This is a genomic window from Shinella sp. S4-D37, from assembly GCF_040812195.1.
GTDB lineage: Bacteria > Pseudomonadota > Alphaproteobacteria > Rhizobiales > Rhizobiaceae > Shinella.
The window spans coordinates 536,088-552,033 of record NZ_JBFNXL010000003.1 but is presented as its reverse complement, the minus strand read 5'-3'; the positions used below and the strand labels follow the sequence as shown (position 1 = coordinate 552,033).

At 61.8% G+C, this 15,946-nt stretch carries 17 protein-coding genes; 12 read left to right on the top strand and 5 right to left on the bottom strand.

What is annotated here, in order from left to right; translation table 11 throughout:
* The first annotated feature begins 1 nt into the window (after position 1).
* Together AB3G45_RS06610 and AB3G45_RS06605 are read left to right on the top strand one after the other, a co-directional pair.
* Positions 2-769 carry an ABC transporter ATP-binding protein gene (locus tag AB3G45_RS06610; protein WP_367829803.1) on the top strand — a complete coding sequence of 256 codons (768 nt, stop codon included), beginning with the start codon at positions 2-4 and terminating at the stop codon, positions 767-769.
* Positions 766-1,512: an ABC transporter ATP-binding protein gene (locus tag AB3G45_RS06605; protein WP_367829802.1), complete on the top strand. Its 747-nt coding sequence runs from the start codon at positions 766-768 to the stop codon at positions 1,510-1,512. Before AB3G45_RS06610 ends, AB3G45_RS06605 begins: the two co-directional genes overlap by 4 nt.
* A gap of 3 nt (positions 1,513-1,515) precedes the next feature.
* Here the strand turns inward: AB3G45_RS06605 and AB3G45_RS06600 are convergent, their stop codons facing one another.
* Together AB3G45_RS06600 and AB3G45_RS06595 are read right to left on the bottom strand one after the other, a co-directional pair.
* Entirely contained in the window at positions 1,516-2,490 is a 975-nt protein-coding gene (locus AB3G45_RS06600) for a threonine/serine dehydratase (protein WP_367829801.1), read from the bottom strand.
* Positions 2,491-2,870: 380 nt separating this feature from the next.
* Positions 2,871-3,116 carry a helix-turn-helix transcriptional regulator gene (locus tag AB3G45_RS06595; protein WP_367829800.1) on the bottom strand — a complete coding sequence of 82 codons (246 nt, stop codon included), beginning with the start codon at positions 3,114-3,116 and terminating at the stop codon, positions 2,871-2,873.
* Between the two features lie 166 nt (positions 3,117-3,282).
* On the opposite strand from AB3G45_RS06595, the gene AB3G45_RS06590 reads away from it, so the two are divergent.
* The 4 genes from AB3G45_RS06590 to istB all read left to right on the top strand — a co-directional run bounded on the left by AB3G45_RS06590 (position 3,283) and on the right by istB (position 7,297).
* Complete coding sequence (locus tag AB3G45_RS06590) at positions 3,283-3,654, top strand: hypothetical protein (RefSeq protein ID WP_367829799.1); 372 nt, start codon at positions 3,283-3,285, stop codon at positions 3,652-3,654.
* Positions 3,638-4,879 carry an AAA family ATPase gene (locus tag AB3G45_RS06585; RefSeq protein WP_367829798.1) on the top strand — a complete coding sequence of 414 codons (1,242 nt, stop codon included), beginning with the start codon at positions 3,638-3,640 and terminating at the stop codon, positions 4,877-4,879. Before AB3G45_RS06590 ends, AB3G45_RS06585 begins: the two co-directional genes overlap by 17 nt.
* A gap of 89 nt (positions 4,880-4,968) precedes the next feature.
* On the top strand, positions 4,969-6,495 hold the full coding sequence (istA, locus tag AB3G45_RS06580; RefSeq protein WP_367829875.1) for an IS21 family transposase: 1,527 nt from the start codon (positions 4,969-4,971) through the stop codon (positions 6,493-6,495).
* Positions 6,485-7,297 (top strand): IS21-like element helper ATPase IstB, encoded by an 813-nt coding sequence (gene istB / locus AB3G45_RS06575; protein ID WP_367829797.1) that lies wholly within the window; start codon positions 6,485-6,487, stop codon positions 7,295-7,297. The genes istA and istB overlap by 11 nt, the downstream gene beginning before the upstream one ends.
* A gap of 39 nt (positions 7,298-7,336) precedes the next feature.
* Here the strand turns inward: istB and AB3G45_RS06570 are convergent, their stop codons facing one another.
* Positions 7,337-7,900: a hypothetical protein gene (locus AB3G45_RS06570; protein ID WP_367829796.1), complete on the bottom strand. Its 564-nt coding sequence runs from the start codon at positions 7,898-7,900 to the stop codon at positions 7,337-7,339.
* A 477-nt stretch (positions 7,901-8,377) separates the two neighbouring features.
* On the opposite strand from AB3G45_RS06570, the gene AB3G45_RS06565 reads away from it, so the two are divergent.
* Positions 8,378-9,427: a transposase gene (locus tag AB3G45_RS06565; protein ID WP_367829795.1), complete on the top strand. Its 1,050-nt coding sequence runs from the start codon at positions 8,378-8,380 to the stop codon at positions 9,425-9,427.
* Positions 9,428-9,584: 157 nt separating this feature from the next.
* On the opposite strand, the gene AB3G45_RS06560 is transcribed toward AB3G45_RS06565, so the two are convergent.
* Both AB3G45_RS06560 and AB3G45_RS06555 read right to left on the bottom strand, forming a co-directional pair.
* On the bottom strand, positions 9,585-9,752 hold the full coding sequence (locus AB3G45_RS06560; RefSeq protein ID WP_367829794.1) for a hypothetical protein: 168 nt from the start codon (positions 9,750-9,752) through the stop codon (positions 9,585-9,587).
* A gap of 92 nt (positions 9,753-9,844) precedes the next feature.
* Entirely contained in the window at positions 9,845-10,531 is a 687-nt protein-coding gene (locus AB3G45_RS06555; protein WP_367829793.1) for a GntR family transcriptional regulator, read from the bottom strand.
* 295 nt (positions 10,532-10,826) lie between these two features.
* Here AB3G45_RS06555 and AB3G45_RS06550 point away from each other — a divergent pair, with 295 nt between their 5' ends.
* The 5 genes from AB3G45_RS06550 (at position 10,827) to AB3G45_RS06530 (ending at position 15,925) form a co-directional block, all read left to right on the top strand.
* The gene (locus AB3G45_RS06550) at positions 10,827-11,882 is read left to right on the top strand and encodes an ABC transporter ATP-binding protein (RefSeq protein WP_367829874.1); all 1,056 of its coding nucleotides are present in this window, start codon (positions 10,827-10,829) and stop codon (positions 11,880-11,882) included.
* A gap of 2 nt (positions 11,883-11,884) precedes the next feature.
* Positions 11,885-12,808 (top strand): ABC transporter permease, encoded by a 924-nt coding sequence (locus AB3G45_RS06545; RefSeq protein WP_367829792.1) that lies wholly within the window; start codon positions 11,885-11,887, stop codon positions 12,806-12,808.
* Positions 12,801-13,604: an ABC transporter permease gene (locus AB3G45_RS06540; RefSeq protein WP_367829791.1), complete on the top strand. Its 804-nt coding sequence runs from the start codon at positions 12,801-12,803 to the stop codon at positions 13,602-13,604. The genes AB3G45_RS06545 and AB3G45_RS06540 overlap by 8 nt, the downstream gene beginning before the upstream one ends.
* Positions 13,605-13,627: 23 nt before the next feature.
* Positions 13,628-14,668 (top strand): extracellular solute-binding protein, encoded by a 1,041-nt coding sequence (locus AB3G45_RS06535; protein ID WP_367829790.1) that lies wholly within the window; start codon positions 13,628-13,630, stop codon positions 14,666-14,668.
* Positions 14,669-14,743: 75 nt separating this feature from the next.
* Positions 14,744-15,925 carry a serine hydrolase domain-containing protein gene (locus AB3G45_RS06530; RefSeq protein WP_367829789.1) on the top strand — a complete coding sequence of 394 codons (1,182 nt, stop codon included), beginning with the start codon at positions 14,744-14,746 and terminating at the stop codon, positions 15,923-15,925.
* Positions 15,926-15,946 lie beyond the last annotated feature (21 nt).

Below are 15,946 nucleotides of genomic sequence, written 5' to 3'. Positions count from 1 at the left end.
GATGTCGAAACGCAACGTGGTCCTGCATGTCGCGGACGTACACAAGAGCTTCGGGGGCCTGCATGCCCTGTCCGACGTCGACCTGCAGGTCGAGGAGGGCACGACCCATGCGATCATCGGGCCGAACGGCGCGGGCAAGTCCACCCTTCTCAATGTCTGCATCGGGCGCATCGCGCCCGACAGCGGCGCGGTCGTCTTCGGCGGCCAGGTCATCACCGGCAAGCAGCCGCACGAGATCAACCAGATGGGCGTCGTGCGCGTCTTCCAGACGCCGGAGATATTCCCGGACCTGACGCTGCTGGAGAACGTCATGGTGCCGGCCTTCGCCAAGCGGGACGGCGCGTTCCGGCTGAACGCCGTGCGGCCGATGGCGCGGCGCACCGACATTCGCGACGAGGCGATGCACTGGCTGGAGGATGTCGGCCTTGCCGGCCAGGCCGGCGCGGTCGCCGCCAGCCTGTCGCGCGGCGACAAGCGCCGGCTGGAGCTGGCCATGGGCCTCGTCCAGAGCCCCAAGCTGCTTCTGCTCGACGAGCCGACGGCCGGCATGTCGCGCCACGACACCAATTCCACGATCGATCTTCTGAAGAAGTTCAAGGGGAGGGGCATGACCAAGGTCATCATCGAGCACGACATGCATGTCGTGTTCTCCCTGGCCGACCGCATCACCGTGCTCGCCCAGGGCCGCATCATCGCCGACGGCCCGCCCGAGCAGGTGAGGGGGGATCCGAAGGTGCAGGAAGCCTATCTGGGAGGAGGACACGCATGAACGCCGTGACCATGCCCCTTGTCGCCGCCGTCGAGCAGCAGGCCTATTTCAGCGTCCGCGACATCCACGCCTTTTACGGCGAGAGTTATATCGTGCAGGGCGTCAGCTTCGATATCGCCGAGGGCGACGTCGTCGCCCTGCTCGGCCGCAACGGCGCCGGCAAGACCTCGACCCTGCGGACGCTGGCGCGCGCCGGCGACCCGGAACTCAGGTCCGGCGAGATCTGGCTCGCCGGCCAGCCCGTCCATACGCTCAAGGACTTCCAGGCCGCCCGCCTCGGCATCCAGCTCGTGCAGGAGGACCGGCGCATCATCCCGGGCCTGACGGTGGAGGAGAACCTCCAGCTCGCCCGCATCGCCGAGCCGCGCGGCTGGGCCATCGAGGAGGTCTACCAGCACTTTCCGCGCCTTGCCGAGCGGCGCAAGCAGGAGGGCACCACGCTTTCGGGTGGCGAGCAGCAGATGCTGGCCGTCGCCCGCGCCCTGGTGCGCGATATCAAGCTGCTGCTGCTCGACGAGCCCTACGAGGGGCTGGCGCCCGTCATCGTCAAGGAGATCGAGCGCATCGTGCACGACATCAAGCAGCGCGGCATCACCACGATCATCGTCGAGCAGAACGCGGTCGCGGCGCTGGAACTCGCCAACCGGGCGGTGATCCTCGACATGGGCGAGGTGGTCTTCGACGGCGCGGCGGGGGATGTGCTCGCCGACGAGACGTTGCGCAACCGGTATCTGGCCATCTGAGCTTCAGCCGAAGCGCTGGAGCGCCAGGGCGAAGAGGTCCGTATCGACATTGCCGCCGGAGGTGACCGCGATCACGGTGTCGCGGTCGATGGCGGCGCCGTGGAAGAGGACTGCCGCGAGCGCGACCGCGCCGCCGGGCTCCACGATGATCTTCAGCCGCTTGAAGGCGAGCGCCATGGCGTGCAGCACCTCGTCCTCCGTCACGACGAAGCCGGCCCCGGCGAGGCGCTTCAGGATGGGAAAGGTGATCCTGCCCGGCTCCGGCGTGACGATCGCATCGCAGATCGAGCCGGTCATCGCGGCGTTCCGCACGATCTGTCCGGCCATAAGCGAGCGTGCCGTGTCGTCGAAGCCTTCCGGCTCGCAGGTGCGCACGGTGAAGTCCGGCGCGGTGGCCTCCAGGGCAAGCGCGATGCCCGAGCTGAGCCCGCCGCCGCCGCACGGCACCAGCACGTCGGCCGCCGCGATGCCTTCCTCCTGCGCCTGCTCGGCGATTTCGAGCCCGCTCGTTCCCTGGCCGGCGATGACCAGCGGCTCGTCGAAGGGCCGGATCAGCGTCAGGCCGCGCTCCTCGGAAAGCCGCGCGCCGATGGCATCGCGGTCTTCCGTGCCGCGATCGTAGAGAACGACCTCGGCCCCAAAGGCACGGGTGTTCTCGATTTTCAGCTTCGGCGCGTCGGCCGGCATGACGATGACGGCGGCGACGCCGTGCCGCGCTGCGGCAAGGGCGACGCCCTGCGCATGGTTTCCCGACGAGAAGGCGATCACGCCGCGCCGGCGCACTGCCGGCTCCAGCCCCGAAACCGCCGACCAGCCGCCGCGGAACTTGAAGGAGCCGGTATGCTGCAGGCATTCCGCCTTCACGAAGACGCGCCGTCCCGCAACCTCGTCCAGGAAGGGCGACGACAGCAGCGGCGTACGCCGGACATGGCCCTGCAGGCGGGCCCTGGCGGCGACGATCATTTCGATGGAGGTCATGGGCGCGCTTTCTGTTGATGCGGTGCCCGTTTCATAGAATGCCGCCGGGCCGTTGAGAACGCCCGTTCTTGTCATGGTGACAGGAGCACGGCGATCCCGGTGAAGTCCTGCAGCCTTGTTCCAATAACTGCCATTCGGATTGTGTTGCCTGAGTGAGTGAGTGAAGCATAACTCACTATTTTCAGGGCGTGCCGTAGTCGTCATGGCGGCCGGGGGTGCAGCACAGTGTTGCGCAGGCCAAAGACCGGGGTTTGTTGCGAACGGAAATTTTTATCGAGATGCCTGTTGCGATTGCCCTGTTGCGATCTCTGCATTGAAAACGGTGTGCCAGGGTCCGCGGACCCGCATTGTCGATGCTATCACATCCGATGCTGGCTTCTTCAGGATGCCTCGTTGCTTTTGAAATAGAGGCCCCAACCACGCTCCCCGTCACCCTCAACGAGTTCCAGGCCGCGCTCCGCAAACACCCGGCGAACCTTCATGAGAGTGTCCAGAAGTACGTAATCCTGATTGGTCTCGATGTTGTAAATCGTGCGATCGGACAGACCTGCAAGTTCCGCCAGTTCCTTCCGGGAGAGGCCGAGCGCGGTCCTAGCAGCTTTTACGATCAGGTGATGGGTCGACATCCGCAACAAATGTCACGGCTTTAAATCGCGGGCAAATCGATGGCGGATTTATTGTTGACACCTTCCGTAAAGCGGAAATACGTTGCCGAAAAACGGAAATGAAATGCTTCGGATACGCGCTGAAGGATTTTTTCCACCGAATCGGCCGCAGCGGAAGGAGAGACAGATGTTGAGATTCGAGGACCATTCGAAGGACAGCCCCTTGCGGCTCCTCCGGGCGTATTCGCTGTGTTATGCCGAACTGAGTGTGGACTTCGGAGTCCTTGCAAAGGATCGACGTCTTCCTTCAATCAACGCATCGGATCTGCCTGTGGTGGAGAACTGGTCTATTCGATCGGTGAACGTTCCCGCGCTGTTCGGCATGGTAGCGTATCCAGGACAGGAACCGCCTCTCCACCAGGTAAATGGAATTCCATCCTTCACTGCGGAGGTTCACCTGTTGTCGCGGCGGAACGACCTGGTTCGGTGTTCGAATCGCTGGTATCGATTAGGGCAGCAGTCCAGAGATCCTGGCGATCTGAATGTCTGGCTGGATTGATGCCATGCGCAGCCAGCCAATATCTCACGAATTTCCTGAACCCGAGCGCTTGCCGAAAGCCGAATCCTTAAAGAGCGTCGGTCGGCAACAGCCCGGCTTCGCACTTCCAGAATTCATGGCTTTCGCGTCCTTGAATGCTGCCCTTCGCCCATTTCGTCGCTCGGCCCGTTTCGCGTTGGCTATCCTTGTGCCCAATTGGAACGATTGCGTAACGTATGTCCGCGTCGCCAAGGTATTGCTTGGTGCAAACAATGACTTCTCGCGTCGCGAATACGTCCACATGTATGAGGAAGTCGATAGCGACGATCAGGACAGAATAGCGGATGTGCTTCAGGAAAAGCGGACGATATTATTCTTCCCGGATCCGGCCGTCATTCCGTCTGACATTCATCACGCATTCGATGCCGTGATCACGCTGACGGAACCTGGCCTGCGCCGCATCAAGGGTGTAGTCCGATGGGCCTATGGCTTGAGCATCTCTGAAGAACAGGCGGCTGTAATCCTCGGAAGCACGTGGGCGGGTCTGAGGCTGGCGATGCGGCGCGGCCGGCCGATCACACGAGTGATATCGATCCTGACGAAGATGCAGCAAGACAATGCCACTGTTGAGCGGCAGACCGATGTCCTGCATGAAATGGATCTCGAGAGGATGCAGGGGTACGGATACGCAAAGGATTGGGGTCTTGATCTGGCCAGGGATATTAAGGACTGGCGTTCAGGCCTGATAGGTTGGGACGACGTCGACCGCGGCCTGTTGCTGTCAGGTCCGCCCGGAGTGGGAAAGACCATCTACGCGCGAGCGCTTGCACGATCGTGTGGGGTTCCGCTGATCACTGCTTCATACGCAAGGTGGCAGTCTCGCGGTTATCTGAACGACTTCCTGAAAGCCATGCAGAGAAGCTTCGACGAAGCGAAGACCAAAGCTCCATCGATCCTGTTCGTCGACGAAGTTGACGCATTCGGTTCGAGGGGAAGTGCCGAAGGACGCAACGCTTCCTATGAGACGAAGGCGATTGCCGGATTTCTTGAACAGTTGGATGGAATAGACGGCCGCGAGGGTGTCATCGTGATTGCCGCCTGCAATCATCCCGGATCCATCGATCCCGCCATACTGAGAGCGGGCCGCCTGGACAGACACGTGTCCCTGAGACTTCCGAATCGCGAGACTCGCGCATCAATTTTTCAGATGCATTTGCGTAATGTGTTGATTGCCACTGAGAACTGACCCGGCGTGGCCTGATATTTCCATTGAGAATTGACCCATGTTCCAACCTTCCCTCGCATGTTTTCAGCGGGGGCTATGGAGTGATCGACATGGCGTTATTGAGCGTGATCCGACGCTGGCATTTTCGAGAAGAACTATCGATCCGGGAGATTTGCCGCAGGACCGGCCTATCCCGGAATACCATCCGCAAATACCTGCGCCTGGACGGCGTGGAGCCGAAGTTCAAGGTCCCTGAGCGGCCGAGCAAGCTTGATCCATTTGCGGATCGCTTGTCGGCCTGGCTGAAGACGGAATCCAAAAAGGGCCGCAAGCAGAAGCGGACGATGAAGCAGTTGCACGCCGATCTGGTGAGCCTCGGCTACGAGGGGTCCTACAATCGCGTGGCAGCATTTGCTCGGGAATGGCGTGATGATCGACAGCGGGAACAGCAGACGACCGGCCGCGGGACATATGTGCCCCTGGCGTTCGACCCCGGCGAAGCCTTCCAGTTCGACTGGTCAGAGGACTGGGCGATCATCGGCAATGAGCGCACCAAGCTGCAGGTGGCGCACACGAAGCTGAGCTACAGCCGGGCCTTCATCGTGCGGGCCTATCTCCTGCAGACGCACGAGATGCTGTTCGATGCCCACAATCATGCATTCCGCGTGTTCGGAGGTATCCCGGGACGTGGCATTTACGACAACATGCGCACCGCGATCGACAAGGTCGGCCACGGCAAAGAGCGTGACGTCAATGTCCGCTTCCAGGCGATGGCCAGCCACTACCTGTTCGAACCCGAGTTCTGCAATCCGGCTTCCGGCTGGGAGAAGGGACAAGTCGAGAAGAACGTGCAGGATGCGCGTCATCGCTTCTTTCAACCGATCCCGCGCTTTCCATCACTGGAGGCCCTGAACGATTGGCTTGAGCAGCGTTGCAAGGAGTTCTGGGCCAAGACGCCCCACGGTCAGATGCGCGGCACCATTGCCGACATCTGGGCGGAGGAAGTACCCGCGCTTATGCCTGTTTCCAGACCTTTCGATGGGTTTGTCGAATACACCAAGCGTGTTTCTCCGACCTGCCTCGTGCATCTGGAGCGTAATCGCTACAGCGTCCCGGCATCCTTCGCCAATCGGCCGGTGAGCCTACGGGTTTACCCAGACCGTATTGTGGTCGCCGCAGAAGGACAAATCGTTTGCGAGCATCGTCGCGTCATTGACCGCTCCCACGACAGGCCAGGGCAGACGATCTACGACTGGCGGCATTATCTGGCGGTGGTGCAGCGAAAGCCTGGTGCGCTTCGCAATGGCGCACCGTTCGCCGAGCTCCCCGATGCATTCCGGACCTTGCAGCAATATCTGCTCAAGAAGCCAAGCGGAGACCGGGAGATGGTCGATATCCTGGCGCTCGTCCTTCAGCACGATGAACAGGCCGTCCTGTCGGCAGTCGAAATGGCGCTGAAGTCCGGCGTTCCGACCAAGACGCATGTGCTGAACCTGCTGCATCGACTTGTCGACGGCAAATCCTTCACGCCGCCGACCATCAATGCGCCGCAAGCCCTGACGCTCATCAACGAGCCTCAGGCCAATGTCGAACGATACGATGCCCTGAGAAAGACGGAGGCTCGCCATGCGTCATAATCCAGCAAGCGGCGCAATCGTTATTATGCTGCGGCAACTGAAGATGCACGGCATGGCACAAGCTGTCGGCGAACTAACCGAGCAAGGATCGCCGGCGTTCGAGGGGGCCATTCCGATCCTGTCCCAGCTTCTCAAGGCGGAAACGGCCGAACGAGAGGTCCGATCGACGGCCTATCAGCTCAAGACAGCACGCTTTCCAGCCTATCGTGATCTGAACGGCTTCGACTTCGCCAGCAGCGAGATTAACGAGGCGCTCGTGCAGCAACTCCATGGCTGCGGCTTCCTCGACGATGCCAACAACATCGTCCTGGTCGGCGGTCCCGGCACGGGCAAGACGCACATTGCTACGGCGATCGGTGTCCAGGCCATTGAGCACCACCATAAGCGGGTCCGGTTCTTCTCGACGGTCGAGCTGGTCAACGCGCTGGAACAGGAAAAGGCGCAAGGACGGTCCGGCCAGATCGCCAATCGGCTCGTCCACTCCGATCTCGTCATCCTCGATGAGCTCGGTTACTTGCCGTTCAGCGCGTCGGGCGGTGCGATGCTGTTCCACCTGCTCAGCAAACTCTACGAGCGAACCAGCGTCATCATCACGACGAACCTCAGCTTCAGCGAATGGGCCAGCGTCTTCGGTGATGCCAAGATGACCACGGCATTGCTCGATCGGCTTACCCATCATTGCCACATCCTTGAAACCGGAAACGACAGCTTCCGCTTCAAGAACAGCTCTGCGCACGACACCAAAACGACAAAGGAGAAAACGAGGAACTTGACCACGACCGCAGACCCGAAACATACCTAACAGGCGGGTCAATTCTCGGTGGAAACGCCGGGTCAGTTCTCAGTGGCAATCAACAGACTCCGTTCGGAATGGATTTCTGCTGCTTGTCGGGTCGAATATCTCGCCAAGATCTGTTAGCACGGTCTCTGGCAAGGCACGCAGCGGCGGCGGGGCCTTCGGGCCTTCCGCCAGTAGGTCACGATAAACGCCCTTGATCCGTTCGACGAACAGGATCGCCTGGTGCAGGCCTTCTCCGTGCCCGATATGGCGCATCACCTCCGCCAGAAATTGAATTGCATGGTTGATTGAGGGCTTGCGTTGCCATCGGACGGTTCCATTTGCAATGCGTGCGGTTAGGGTTTGGATGATCGCCTCAATCCGAGCGAAGTCGCATCTGGCAATCGCGACATCCAGCGCCCCGAAACCGAAGACGTCGTCCGCCACTTCATACAAGGGGCCGACAGAAGAAAGTACACGGATGATGCTGGCATCACTCGAACCCTTCTTGATGATCTCGGCCCAGTACGTCGCATAGAATGTCGGCAACCCCCATCGATTGACCAACGTTGGCCGATCGAACCCGGAGGGTATCCAGTCCGATTTCTGAAATCGATGCACATTCATATGGCTCTCCTAAGCACGAGTCAGTGCAATCTGGGCCGAGTGAGTGACAAAATAAATCGCATAATTCTGTATTATAGTACTGATTTTTCATCGTTATATTGATGTTAAATCCCAATGGCGGATTTTGAGGTTGAAATGGGATGCGACGATGGTAAGCTCCACGATATGGACCATGCTATTGAAGCGGCTGAGTTGAAGCTGCACCTTGGGCTCGAGCGGCTAGCACCTGATGGATCGGCTCCGGAATTCTCCGACGCTGGCATCTGTGTGCGTGCTTCCGTTGCTCGGTCGCATGAACCCTGTCCAAAATGCCGCGGGACACAGTCGTCGCGGTTTGGTTACATGACCATGACTTGCAGCGACGTTCCATTCCAGGGCCGCTCCGTAAAGATCAAGATAAGGGCAGGGCGCTTCCGATGTACATCATGCACTCATGTGTACCGAGCCAGTCTGCCCGACCTTGACGGGAAAAGGCGCATGACGACGCGTCTCGTCAAATACATACGTGAGGAGGTGCCGCTGCAAGGCATCAATGCCGTTGCATCCAACGTGGGGCTGGATGAGAAGACGATTCGGAACGTATACAATGAGTCTAGCAGAGCTTACTTGAACCACCGGATCGATCCCAAGCTCAAGCACCTCGGTATTATTCGCTATCGTGACGGGCAGCGGTCTGCATCGATCATCATCGATTTGGTGGAACGCTCCGTCGTTGACGTCATCAATGGAACGCGCGCTCGGGATCTGGAGCGATGGCTAGTGGCGGTTCCTGACCGTGAAACGATCGCGAGTGTAATAGTGGATCCATTACGATCGTATCGCAGGGCGGTAACGAAGGGGGTTCCGGGTGCGCGCATTGTTACCGTCCCAAGTCTGTTCGACGATATCATTGCGGATCATATCCGTAGAAACGTCATAAAGAAGCTACCTATACGAAGGTCATCTGGCTTGCGCTTGTGGTTCGCTAGCGAGCCTGGCCACTCAACCAGAGTAAGGCGGATGCGCGACGTAATCGACGCACGCAACCCCTGGGTTGCCCGCGCTTGGCGCACCAAAGAAGAATTCAAGGACATCAACAATGCGCCGACCGTAGCTGAGGCGAACCAGCGTCTCGACAAGTGGCTCATGGAGATGCCCGAAGACATCGTCCGCAGTTCGAGGAGCCTAGTTCGAGAAATTCTTGCGTGGCGCGAAGCCCTGACGTTTATGGACAATGAGTTCCGGGACACGGCAGTCCAGTTGCGCAAGCGGCTTCTCTGGCATGTCGGACGAAACGGCAGGCCCAAGAATTTCAACCAGATTGCATCCCGGGCGCGCTATTCAGGATACGTGTTGGATGACAGGCTACGGACATGCAGATGCTGTCTAAAGGTCTCGCGTATCGATCAGGGTTGCGGTGCTTCTACAGAACACATCAGTTCAACCAAGCTTGCACGCGGCCATCATAATAGACTGGATCGAATCCGTATCATTTGCGCGAGATGTCATTCATTTTTCAACGATCGCAACGCCGGAATGGCAGTTTAGTTGACACGGTGGCTGCCATCTCGATGAAATCGCAACAAATACGAAATAGCAGTTCCGTTCCATAATTCAGCTTACGCGACTTTTGCAATCTTAGATTGTAGTAAGTGGTAGCGCAATTAAAGATACGGGCGAGCGGTCGACCGGTCCTAGCCTTCGGTCATAGCGTCTGTGGCGCGATGAACTGGTAGTAGGCCCAGACGAGCGCGATCACGGCGAGGACGGCGATCCAGACCAGCCCCTTCTTCGGCCCCGGCGCCTTCGGCCTGTTCTTCTCGTCCGGCTGCGGCTTGCGGCGTTCGAACTTCAGGACATTGTTGTCGTTCAAGGCATCCTCCCGGCACGGCGCATGGCATATCGTCAGGAGGGTTTAGCGACCATCGGCCCGTCTTCGCAAGCGGAATGGGCGAAGTTCCATGTTCAGCCGTCCCTTTCGGCCACGCCCATATTCTCGAAATGTTTCCGGCCGAGATGGCCGGTGCCGTCGCGGATATCCGCGGCGATGGCGGCTTTCAGCGCCTCGGGATTGCGCGCGACGATGGCTGCGAGCGCTTCGGCGTGGCGGTCGATCTGGTAGGTGGTGGACAGGGTTTCCCCCGCCATGCGCATGAAGGGGGCAAGGCGCAGCCAGAGGGATTCGATCAGCGGCAGCATCACCGTGCCGGGCCGCGCCTCGTAGAGGCAGCGGTGGAAATCGAAGTTCGCCTCGACGAGGCGGCCGAAATCGCGCCGGGCCAGCGCCGCGTCGGCCTGCTGGTCGAAGGCCCGCAGGCGCGCGAGCCGCGCCTCGTCGATGAAGGGCATGGCGCGTTCGGCGGCGCGGGTCTCCAGCGCGATGCGGGCTTCCAGCACTTCCTCGAAGCGCTGCGGATCGAGGTCCGGAACGCGCACGCGGCGATTGTCGAGCAGTTCCAGCGCCCCGTCGGCGACCAGCCGGTGCAGCGCCTCGCGCACCGGCATGGCGCTGACGCCGAGGGTTTCGGCAAGGCCGTTGATCGTCACCGGATCGCCCGGCTCGAACTGGCCCGTCATGATGGCCCGCCGCAAGACGCGATAGACCCATTGCTTGGCGGATTCGGACGCTTCGCGACCGGCTGCAACCAGCATGCTGAAACCCTCCCTCGTCCGCCCGGTCGGCACTATCGTCCCTGGGCTGAATTCTGCGGCCTTTGCAAGCAGGGCGGATAAAATCGCAAAGCGAGAAATGGCCCTTTGCAGATTTGATCAAATTATGATTTGTTGTGATCATAAGCAAGATAAGCCTATCACATGAGAGCCGTGATCAGCGGCCGGACAGAGGACAGCCGGCGCTCCGGGCGGAGGAAGCTCGGGACGCCGGACGATAGACGGGGAACCGATGACTGAGACCCGAACGACCGCGGCCCATGGCGGCGCCATCGGCATGCATGGCATCAAGAAATGGTTCGGCAATTTCCAGGCCGTCGACGATGTGACGCTGGATATCCGGTCCAACGAATTCTTCACCCTCCTCGGGCCTTCCGGTTGCGGCAAGACCACGCTCCTGCGGATGATCGCCGGCTTCGAGCTGCCGACCGAAGGCAAGGTCCTGCTCGACGGCGCGGACATTTCCAGCCTCCTGCCGAACCAGCGGCCGGTCAACACGGTCTTCCAGAACTACGCCCTCTTCCCGCATCTGACGGTGGCCGAGAACATCGGCTTCGGCCTGAAGATGCTCGGCAAGCCCCGCGCGGAGGTCGACGGCGTCGTCAGGGACATGCTGAAGCTCGTGCATCTCGAAGGGCGCGGCGACAATCCGGTCACCCAGCTTTCCGGCGGCCAGCAGCAGCGCGTCGCGCTCGCCCGGGCGCTCGCGCCGCGGCCGAAGGTGCTGCTGCTCGACGAGCCGCTTTCCGCCCTCGACCTGAAGCTGCGCAAGTCCATGCAGATGGAGTTGAAGCGCCTCCAGACCGAAACCGGCATCACCTTCGTCTTCGTCACGCACGACCAGGAGGAAGCGCTCACCATGTCCGACCGCATCGCCGTCATGTCGACGGGCACGGTGCGCCAGGTGGGCTCGCCCTGGGACGTCTACGACCGCCCGGCCGAGCGCTTCGTCGCCGACTTCATCGGCGAGACGAATTTTCTGGAAGCGGAGGTCGTTTCGGTCTCCGGCGACCGGGCGCGCGTAAGACTTTCCTCCGGCGCGGAGATCCCGGCCACCTTCCCGGCGGGCGTGACGCCCGGCGGCAAGGTCACGGTCGTCGTCCGCCCGGAACATGCACAGGTCGCAGCCCCCTCGCCCGCCTCGGCGCTGCGCGGCACCGTCCGCGAGATCGTCTATCTCGGCACGGATACGCATTTCCACGTCCGCCTCGAGGACGGTACGACCTTCACCGTGCGCCAGCAGAACGCCCGCAGCGGGTCCTGCGGCTTTTCCAGGGACGAGGCGGTCGGCATCAGCCTCAGCGACGACGTCGCGCAGATCTTGAGGGATTGACGATGAGCGGCGCGCAGCAGGCCGCGATCGCGGCCCGGAAAAAGGATATCCGTTCCCGCTGGCTGCTCAGCGCGCCGGCCCTGCTCATCATCTTCTTCGCGGCGGTCGGCCCGCTCTTGGTGATGCTGCTCTATTCCTTCATGGCGAAGGGCGATTACGGCGACGTCAGGTTCGGCGAGTTCTCGCTCGACGGCTGGGTCTCCGTCTTCTTCCAGCGCGACATATTCGACGACACGCTCGGCCTTGCGGACGCGCATCTGTCGATCATCTGGCGCTCGCTCCAACTGTCCTTCTTCACGACGCTCCTCACCCTGATCCTCGGCTTCCCGACGGCCTATTTCATCGCGACGCGCCCGCCGCACAGCCGCGAGATCTGGGTCTTCCTGGTGACGATCCCGTTCTGGACGAACCTTCTCATCCGCACCTTCGCCATGCAGCAGGTCATCCGCAACGAGGGCCTGCTCAACAATGCCCTGATCTGGCTCGGCGTGATCGATACGCCCCTCCAGATCATGTATACGGACACCGCCAACCTGCTCGGCATGACCTATGTCTACCTGCCGCTGATGGTGCTGCCGCTCTACGCCTCGATCGAGAAGCTCGATTTCCGGCTGGTGGAGGCGGGGTACGATCTCTATGCCAGCCGCCTGCAGGTCCTCAGGCGCATCGTTATCCCGCTGGTGAAGCCGGGCATCATCGCCGGCTCCATCCTCGTCTTCATCCCCTCGCTCGGCGCCTATGTCATCCCGCGCGTGCTCGGCGGCGGCAAGAACATGATGCTCGGCAACCTGATCGAGATGCAGTTCGGCTCGGGCCGCAACTGGCCGCTCGGTGCCGCCATGTCGATCACCCTGATGGCGCTGGTGATGGTCGCGCTGATCTTCTACGTGCGCAACGCCTCGCGCGGAGGTTCGAGCCATGTTTAGATCGCATTTCGACATCCGCTCCCAGCCCGGCTTCGGCTTCATCACGCTCTTCACCTTCTTCGCCCTCTACCTGCCGATCGCCGCGCTGGTCATCTATTCCTTCAACGGGGCGGAATCCCTGTCGCGCTGGGACGGTTTTTCCGCGCGCTGGTTCGTCGCGGCCTGGCGCAACGAGGCGGTTCAGGACGCGGCCATCCGCTCATTGGTCATCGCGATCTGGGCGGCCCTCCTCGCCACGACCGCTGCCACCATGGCGGCGCTCGCGACGACCCGCACGACGCCCTATCGCGGCCTCACCCTCAAATACGCGCTCATCAACCAGCCGCTCATGGTGCCGGAGATCGTCACGGCCGTGGCGCTGCTCATCGTCTTCTCGCGCATCAAGGTGTGGACGGGCTATTCGGGCCTCGGCTACCTGATCGCCGCGCACAGCGCCTTCTGCATTCCCTTCGCCTACCTGCCCATCCGCGCCCGGCTGGAAAGCATGGACCTGACGCTGGAGCGGGCGGCGGCGGACCTTTATGCCTCGCGCTGGCAGACCTTCCGGCATGTGACCCTGCCCTTGCTGCGCCCGGCGGTCATCGCGGGCTTCATGCTGTCCTTCGTCATTTCGCTCGACGACGTGGTCATCACGGAATTCGTGAAGTCCGGCGGCCAGGACACGCTTCCGACCTACATGCTGGGCCAGCTCCGGCGCGAGACGACGCCCGAAATCAACGCCATCGCCACGGTCTTCCTGGCGCTTTCGACGGCGCTCGTCGTGGTCTTCTTCTTCATCAACCGGAAAAAACAGTAACAAGCGACAGAGAGGAACAGAGAATGAAAACGAAATGGATGACGACGGCAGCGACGGCGGCGATCGCCATGCTGGCAACGGCGGGCGGCGCTTCGGCGGCCGGCGAGCTCAACATCTACAACTGGGGCGACTACACCAATCCGGAACTGGTCAAGAAGTTCGAGGAGAAGTTCGACGTCAAGGTGACGGTCACCGACTACGATTCGAACGACACGGCGCTCGCCAAGGTCCGCGCCGGCGGCCACGGCTTCGACATCGTCGTGCCGTCGGCGAACTATGTGCAGATCTGGATCAAGGAAGGCCTCCTGCAGGAAGCCCGTCCGGACCAGATGGAGAACTTCAAGAATGTCGACGAGCGCTGGGTCGACGTGCCGTGGGATCCGGGCCGTCACTACACCGTTCCGTGGCAGTGGGGCCTGACCGGCATCGGCGTCAACACCTCCGTCTACAAGGGCGACATCAACACCTCGGCGATCTTCCTCGATCCGCCGGCCGAGCTTGCCGGCAAGATCAACGTCGCGCCGGAAATGAACGACGTCCTCTTCGCCACGATCAAGTATTTCGGCGGCGAATGGTGCACGATGGACAAGGACGTCCTGCGCAAGGTCCGCGACAAGCTCGTCGAAGCCAAGACGAAATGGCTCGCCATGGACTACAGCGTGACCGAGAAGCTGCCGGCCGGCGACTACGCCGCCGTCTACTACTGGAACGGCGCCATCATGCGCTCGCGCATCAAGAACCCGGACATCAAGTTCGGCTATCCCAAGGAGGGCTTCCCCTACTTCATGGACAGCGTCGCGCTCCTCAAGGACGCGAAGAACACCGAGAACGCCAAGCTCTTCATGAACTTCATCATGGACCCGGAGAATGCCGCGCTGATCTCGGCCTTCGCCAAGTATTCCAACGGCGTCAAGGGCTCGGACACGTTCCTGCCGGCCGACATGCAGAACGCGCCGGAACTGGTCGTGCCGGCCGAATTCGAGCCGTCGGGCGAATTCCTCGCAAGCTGCGAGCCGGAGGTGCAGCAACTCTACACCAAGATCTGGACCGAACTGCAGAAGTAAGCGGCAAAGCCGCGACAACCGAGGACAGCCGCACGCGGGAGGGCAGTGCCTTCCCGCGCTTCGGTTGCATATGGGATGATCAGGACATTCAAGGACAGGCACGGCTTTGCCCGTGCGGATATCACGCTCGCCAACTGGCGCACCGCCCCCTATAGCCGCTGGACCTTCCAGAACGTGCGCGATCTCGTGCCGACGGCGGTGATCGCGGCCGAGGTGCCGGCCGCCGAGGCGCCGCTTGCCAGCGACGCCTTTCTCGACGCGCCGATGGAGACCGGCCTTGCGGGGGCCGCAAGCGCCCGCGCCTTCCTCGACTTCGCCCATACGGACGCCTTCGTGATGATGCGGCGCGGCGAGGTCGTCGCGGAACATTACGCCCCGCATGCCGATCCCGCCGCGCCGCATCTCGTCTTTTCCATCTCCAAGTCGCTGACGGCCGTCGTCTCCGGCATCCTGGAGGCGCAAGGGCTGATCGATCCCGACCGGCCGGTGGCGGATTACCTGCCGGAGGCGAGCGGCAGCGTCTACGGCGACTGCACCTATCGCGACGTGCTCGACATGCGCGTCAGCCTGGATTTCGAGGAGGCCTATCTCGATCCGCACGGCGCCTTCGCGCGCTATCGCCGCGCCATGCTGTGGAACCCGCCGGCGCCGGATATCGCGCCGGAGACGCTGGCTTCCTTCCTCGTGACCCTGGAAAAGGCCGAGCGGCCGCATGGCGGGCCGTTCTACTATGCCTCGCCCAATGCCGACCTGCTCGGCGTCGTCATCGAGCGCGTCACCGGCGCGCGTTTCGCCGATCTCGCCTCCGATCTCCTCTGGAAGCCGATGGGCGCGAAGGGCAATGCCGACATCACGGTGGACGCCATCGGCACGCCGCGCACGGCCGGCGGCGTTTCCATGACGGCGCGCGACCTTGCCCGCCTCGGCGAACTCCTGCGGAACCACGGCGTGCGCAACGGCCGGCAGGTCGTGCCGGAGGGCTGGATCCGCGACATGCAGGAGAACGGCGACCGGGAGGCCTGGCAGCAAGGCCGCAATGTCGACCTGCCGAACGGACGCTACCGCAGCCAGTGGTATCAGTCGGGCGAGGAAGACGGCGCGTTCTGCGCGATCGGCATCCACGGCCAGTGGCTCTATGTCGATCCGAGCACCGAGACCGTCATCGTCAAGCTCTCCTCCCAGCCGGAGCCGCTCGGCGACGAGGAGAACCAGGACGTCTTCACCTTCTTCCGCGCGCTCTGCCGCCGGGCAACCTGACCGCATTTTCGAGGACACGCC

Bases quoted from the DNA above. Each gene is read 5' to 3' on its own strand.
- AB3G45_RS06595 (WP_367829800.1), bottom strand. From the start codon at position 3,116: ATGTCGACCCATCACCTGATCGTAAAAGCTGCTAGGACCGCGCTCGGC.
- AB3G45_RS06540 (WP_367829791.1), top strand. From the start codon at position 12,801: ATGTTTAGATCGCATTTCGACATCCGCTCCCAGCCCGGCTTCGGCTTC.
- AB3G45_RS06535 (WP_367829790.1), top strand. From the start codon at position 13,628: ATGAAAACGAAATGGATGACGACGGCAGCGACGGCGGCGATCGCCATG.
- AB3G45_RS06570 (WP_367829796.1), bottom strand. From the start codon at position 7,900: ATGAATGTGCATCGATTTCAGAAATCGGACTGGATACCCTCCGGGTTC.
- AB3G45_RS06550 (WP_367829874.1), top strand. From the start codon at position 10,827: ATGCATGGCATCAAGAAATGGTTCGGCAATTTCCAGGCCGTCGACGAT.
- AB3G45_RS06530 (WP_367829789.1), top strand. From the start codon at position 14,744: ATGATCAGGACATTCAAGGACAGGCACGGCTTTGCCCGTGCGGATATC.
- istB (WP_367829797.1), top strand. From the start codon at position 6,485: ATGCGTCATAATCCAGCAAGCGGCGCAATCGTTATTATGCTGCGGCAA.
- AB3G45_RS06565 (WP_367829795.1), top strand. From the start codon at position 8,378: ATGACGACGCGTCTCGTCAAATACATACGTGAGGAGGTGCCGCTGCAA.
- AB3G45_RS06585 (WP_367829798.1), top strand. From the start codon at position 3,638: ATGTCTGGCTGGATTGATGCCATGCGCAGCCAGCCAATATCTCACGAA.
- istA (WP_367829875.1), top strand. From the start codon at position 4,969: ATGGCGTTATTGAGCGTGATCCGACGCTGGCATTTTCGAGAAGAACTA.
- AB3G45_RS06600 (WP_367829801.1), bottom strand. From the start codon at position 2,490: ATGACCTCCATCGAAATGATCGTCGCCGCCAGGGCCCGCCTGCAGGGC.
- AB3G45_RS06605 (WP_367829802.1), top strand. From the start codon at position 766: ATGAACGCCGTGACCATGCCCCTTGTCGCCGCCGTCGAGCAGCAGGCC.
- AB3G45_RS06610 (WP_367829803.1), top strand. From the start codon at position 2: ATGTCGAAACGCAACGTGGTCCTGCATGTCGCGGACGTACACAAGAGC.
- AB3G45_RS06590 (WP_367829799.1), top strand. From the start codon at position 3,283: ATGTTGAGATTCGAGGACCATTCGAAGGACAGCCCCTTGCGGCTCCTC.
- AB3G45_RS06545 (WP_367829792.1), top strand. From the start codon at position 11,885: ATGAGCGGCGCGCAGCAGGCCGCGATCGCGGCCCGGAAAAAGGATATC.
- AB3G45_RS06555 (WP_367829793.1), bottom strand. From the start codon at position 10,531: ATGCTGGTTGCAGCCGGTCGCGAAGCGTCCGAATCCGCCAAGCAATGG.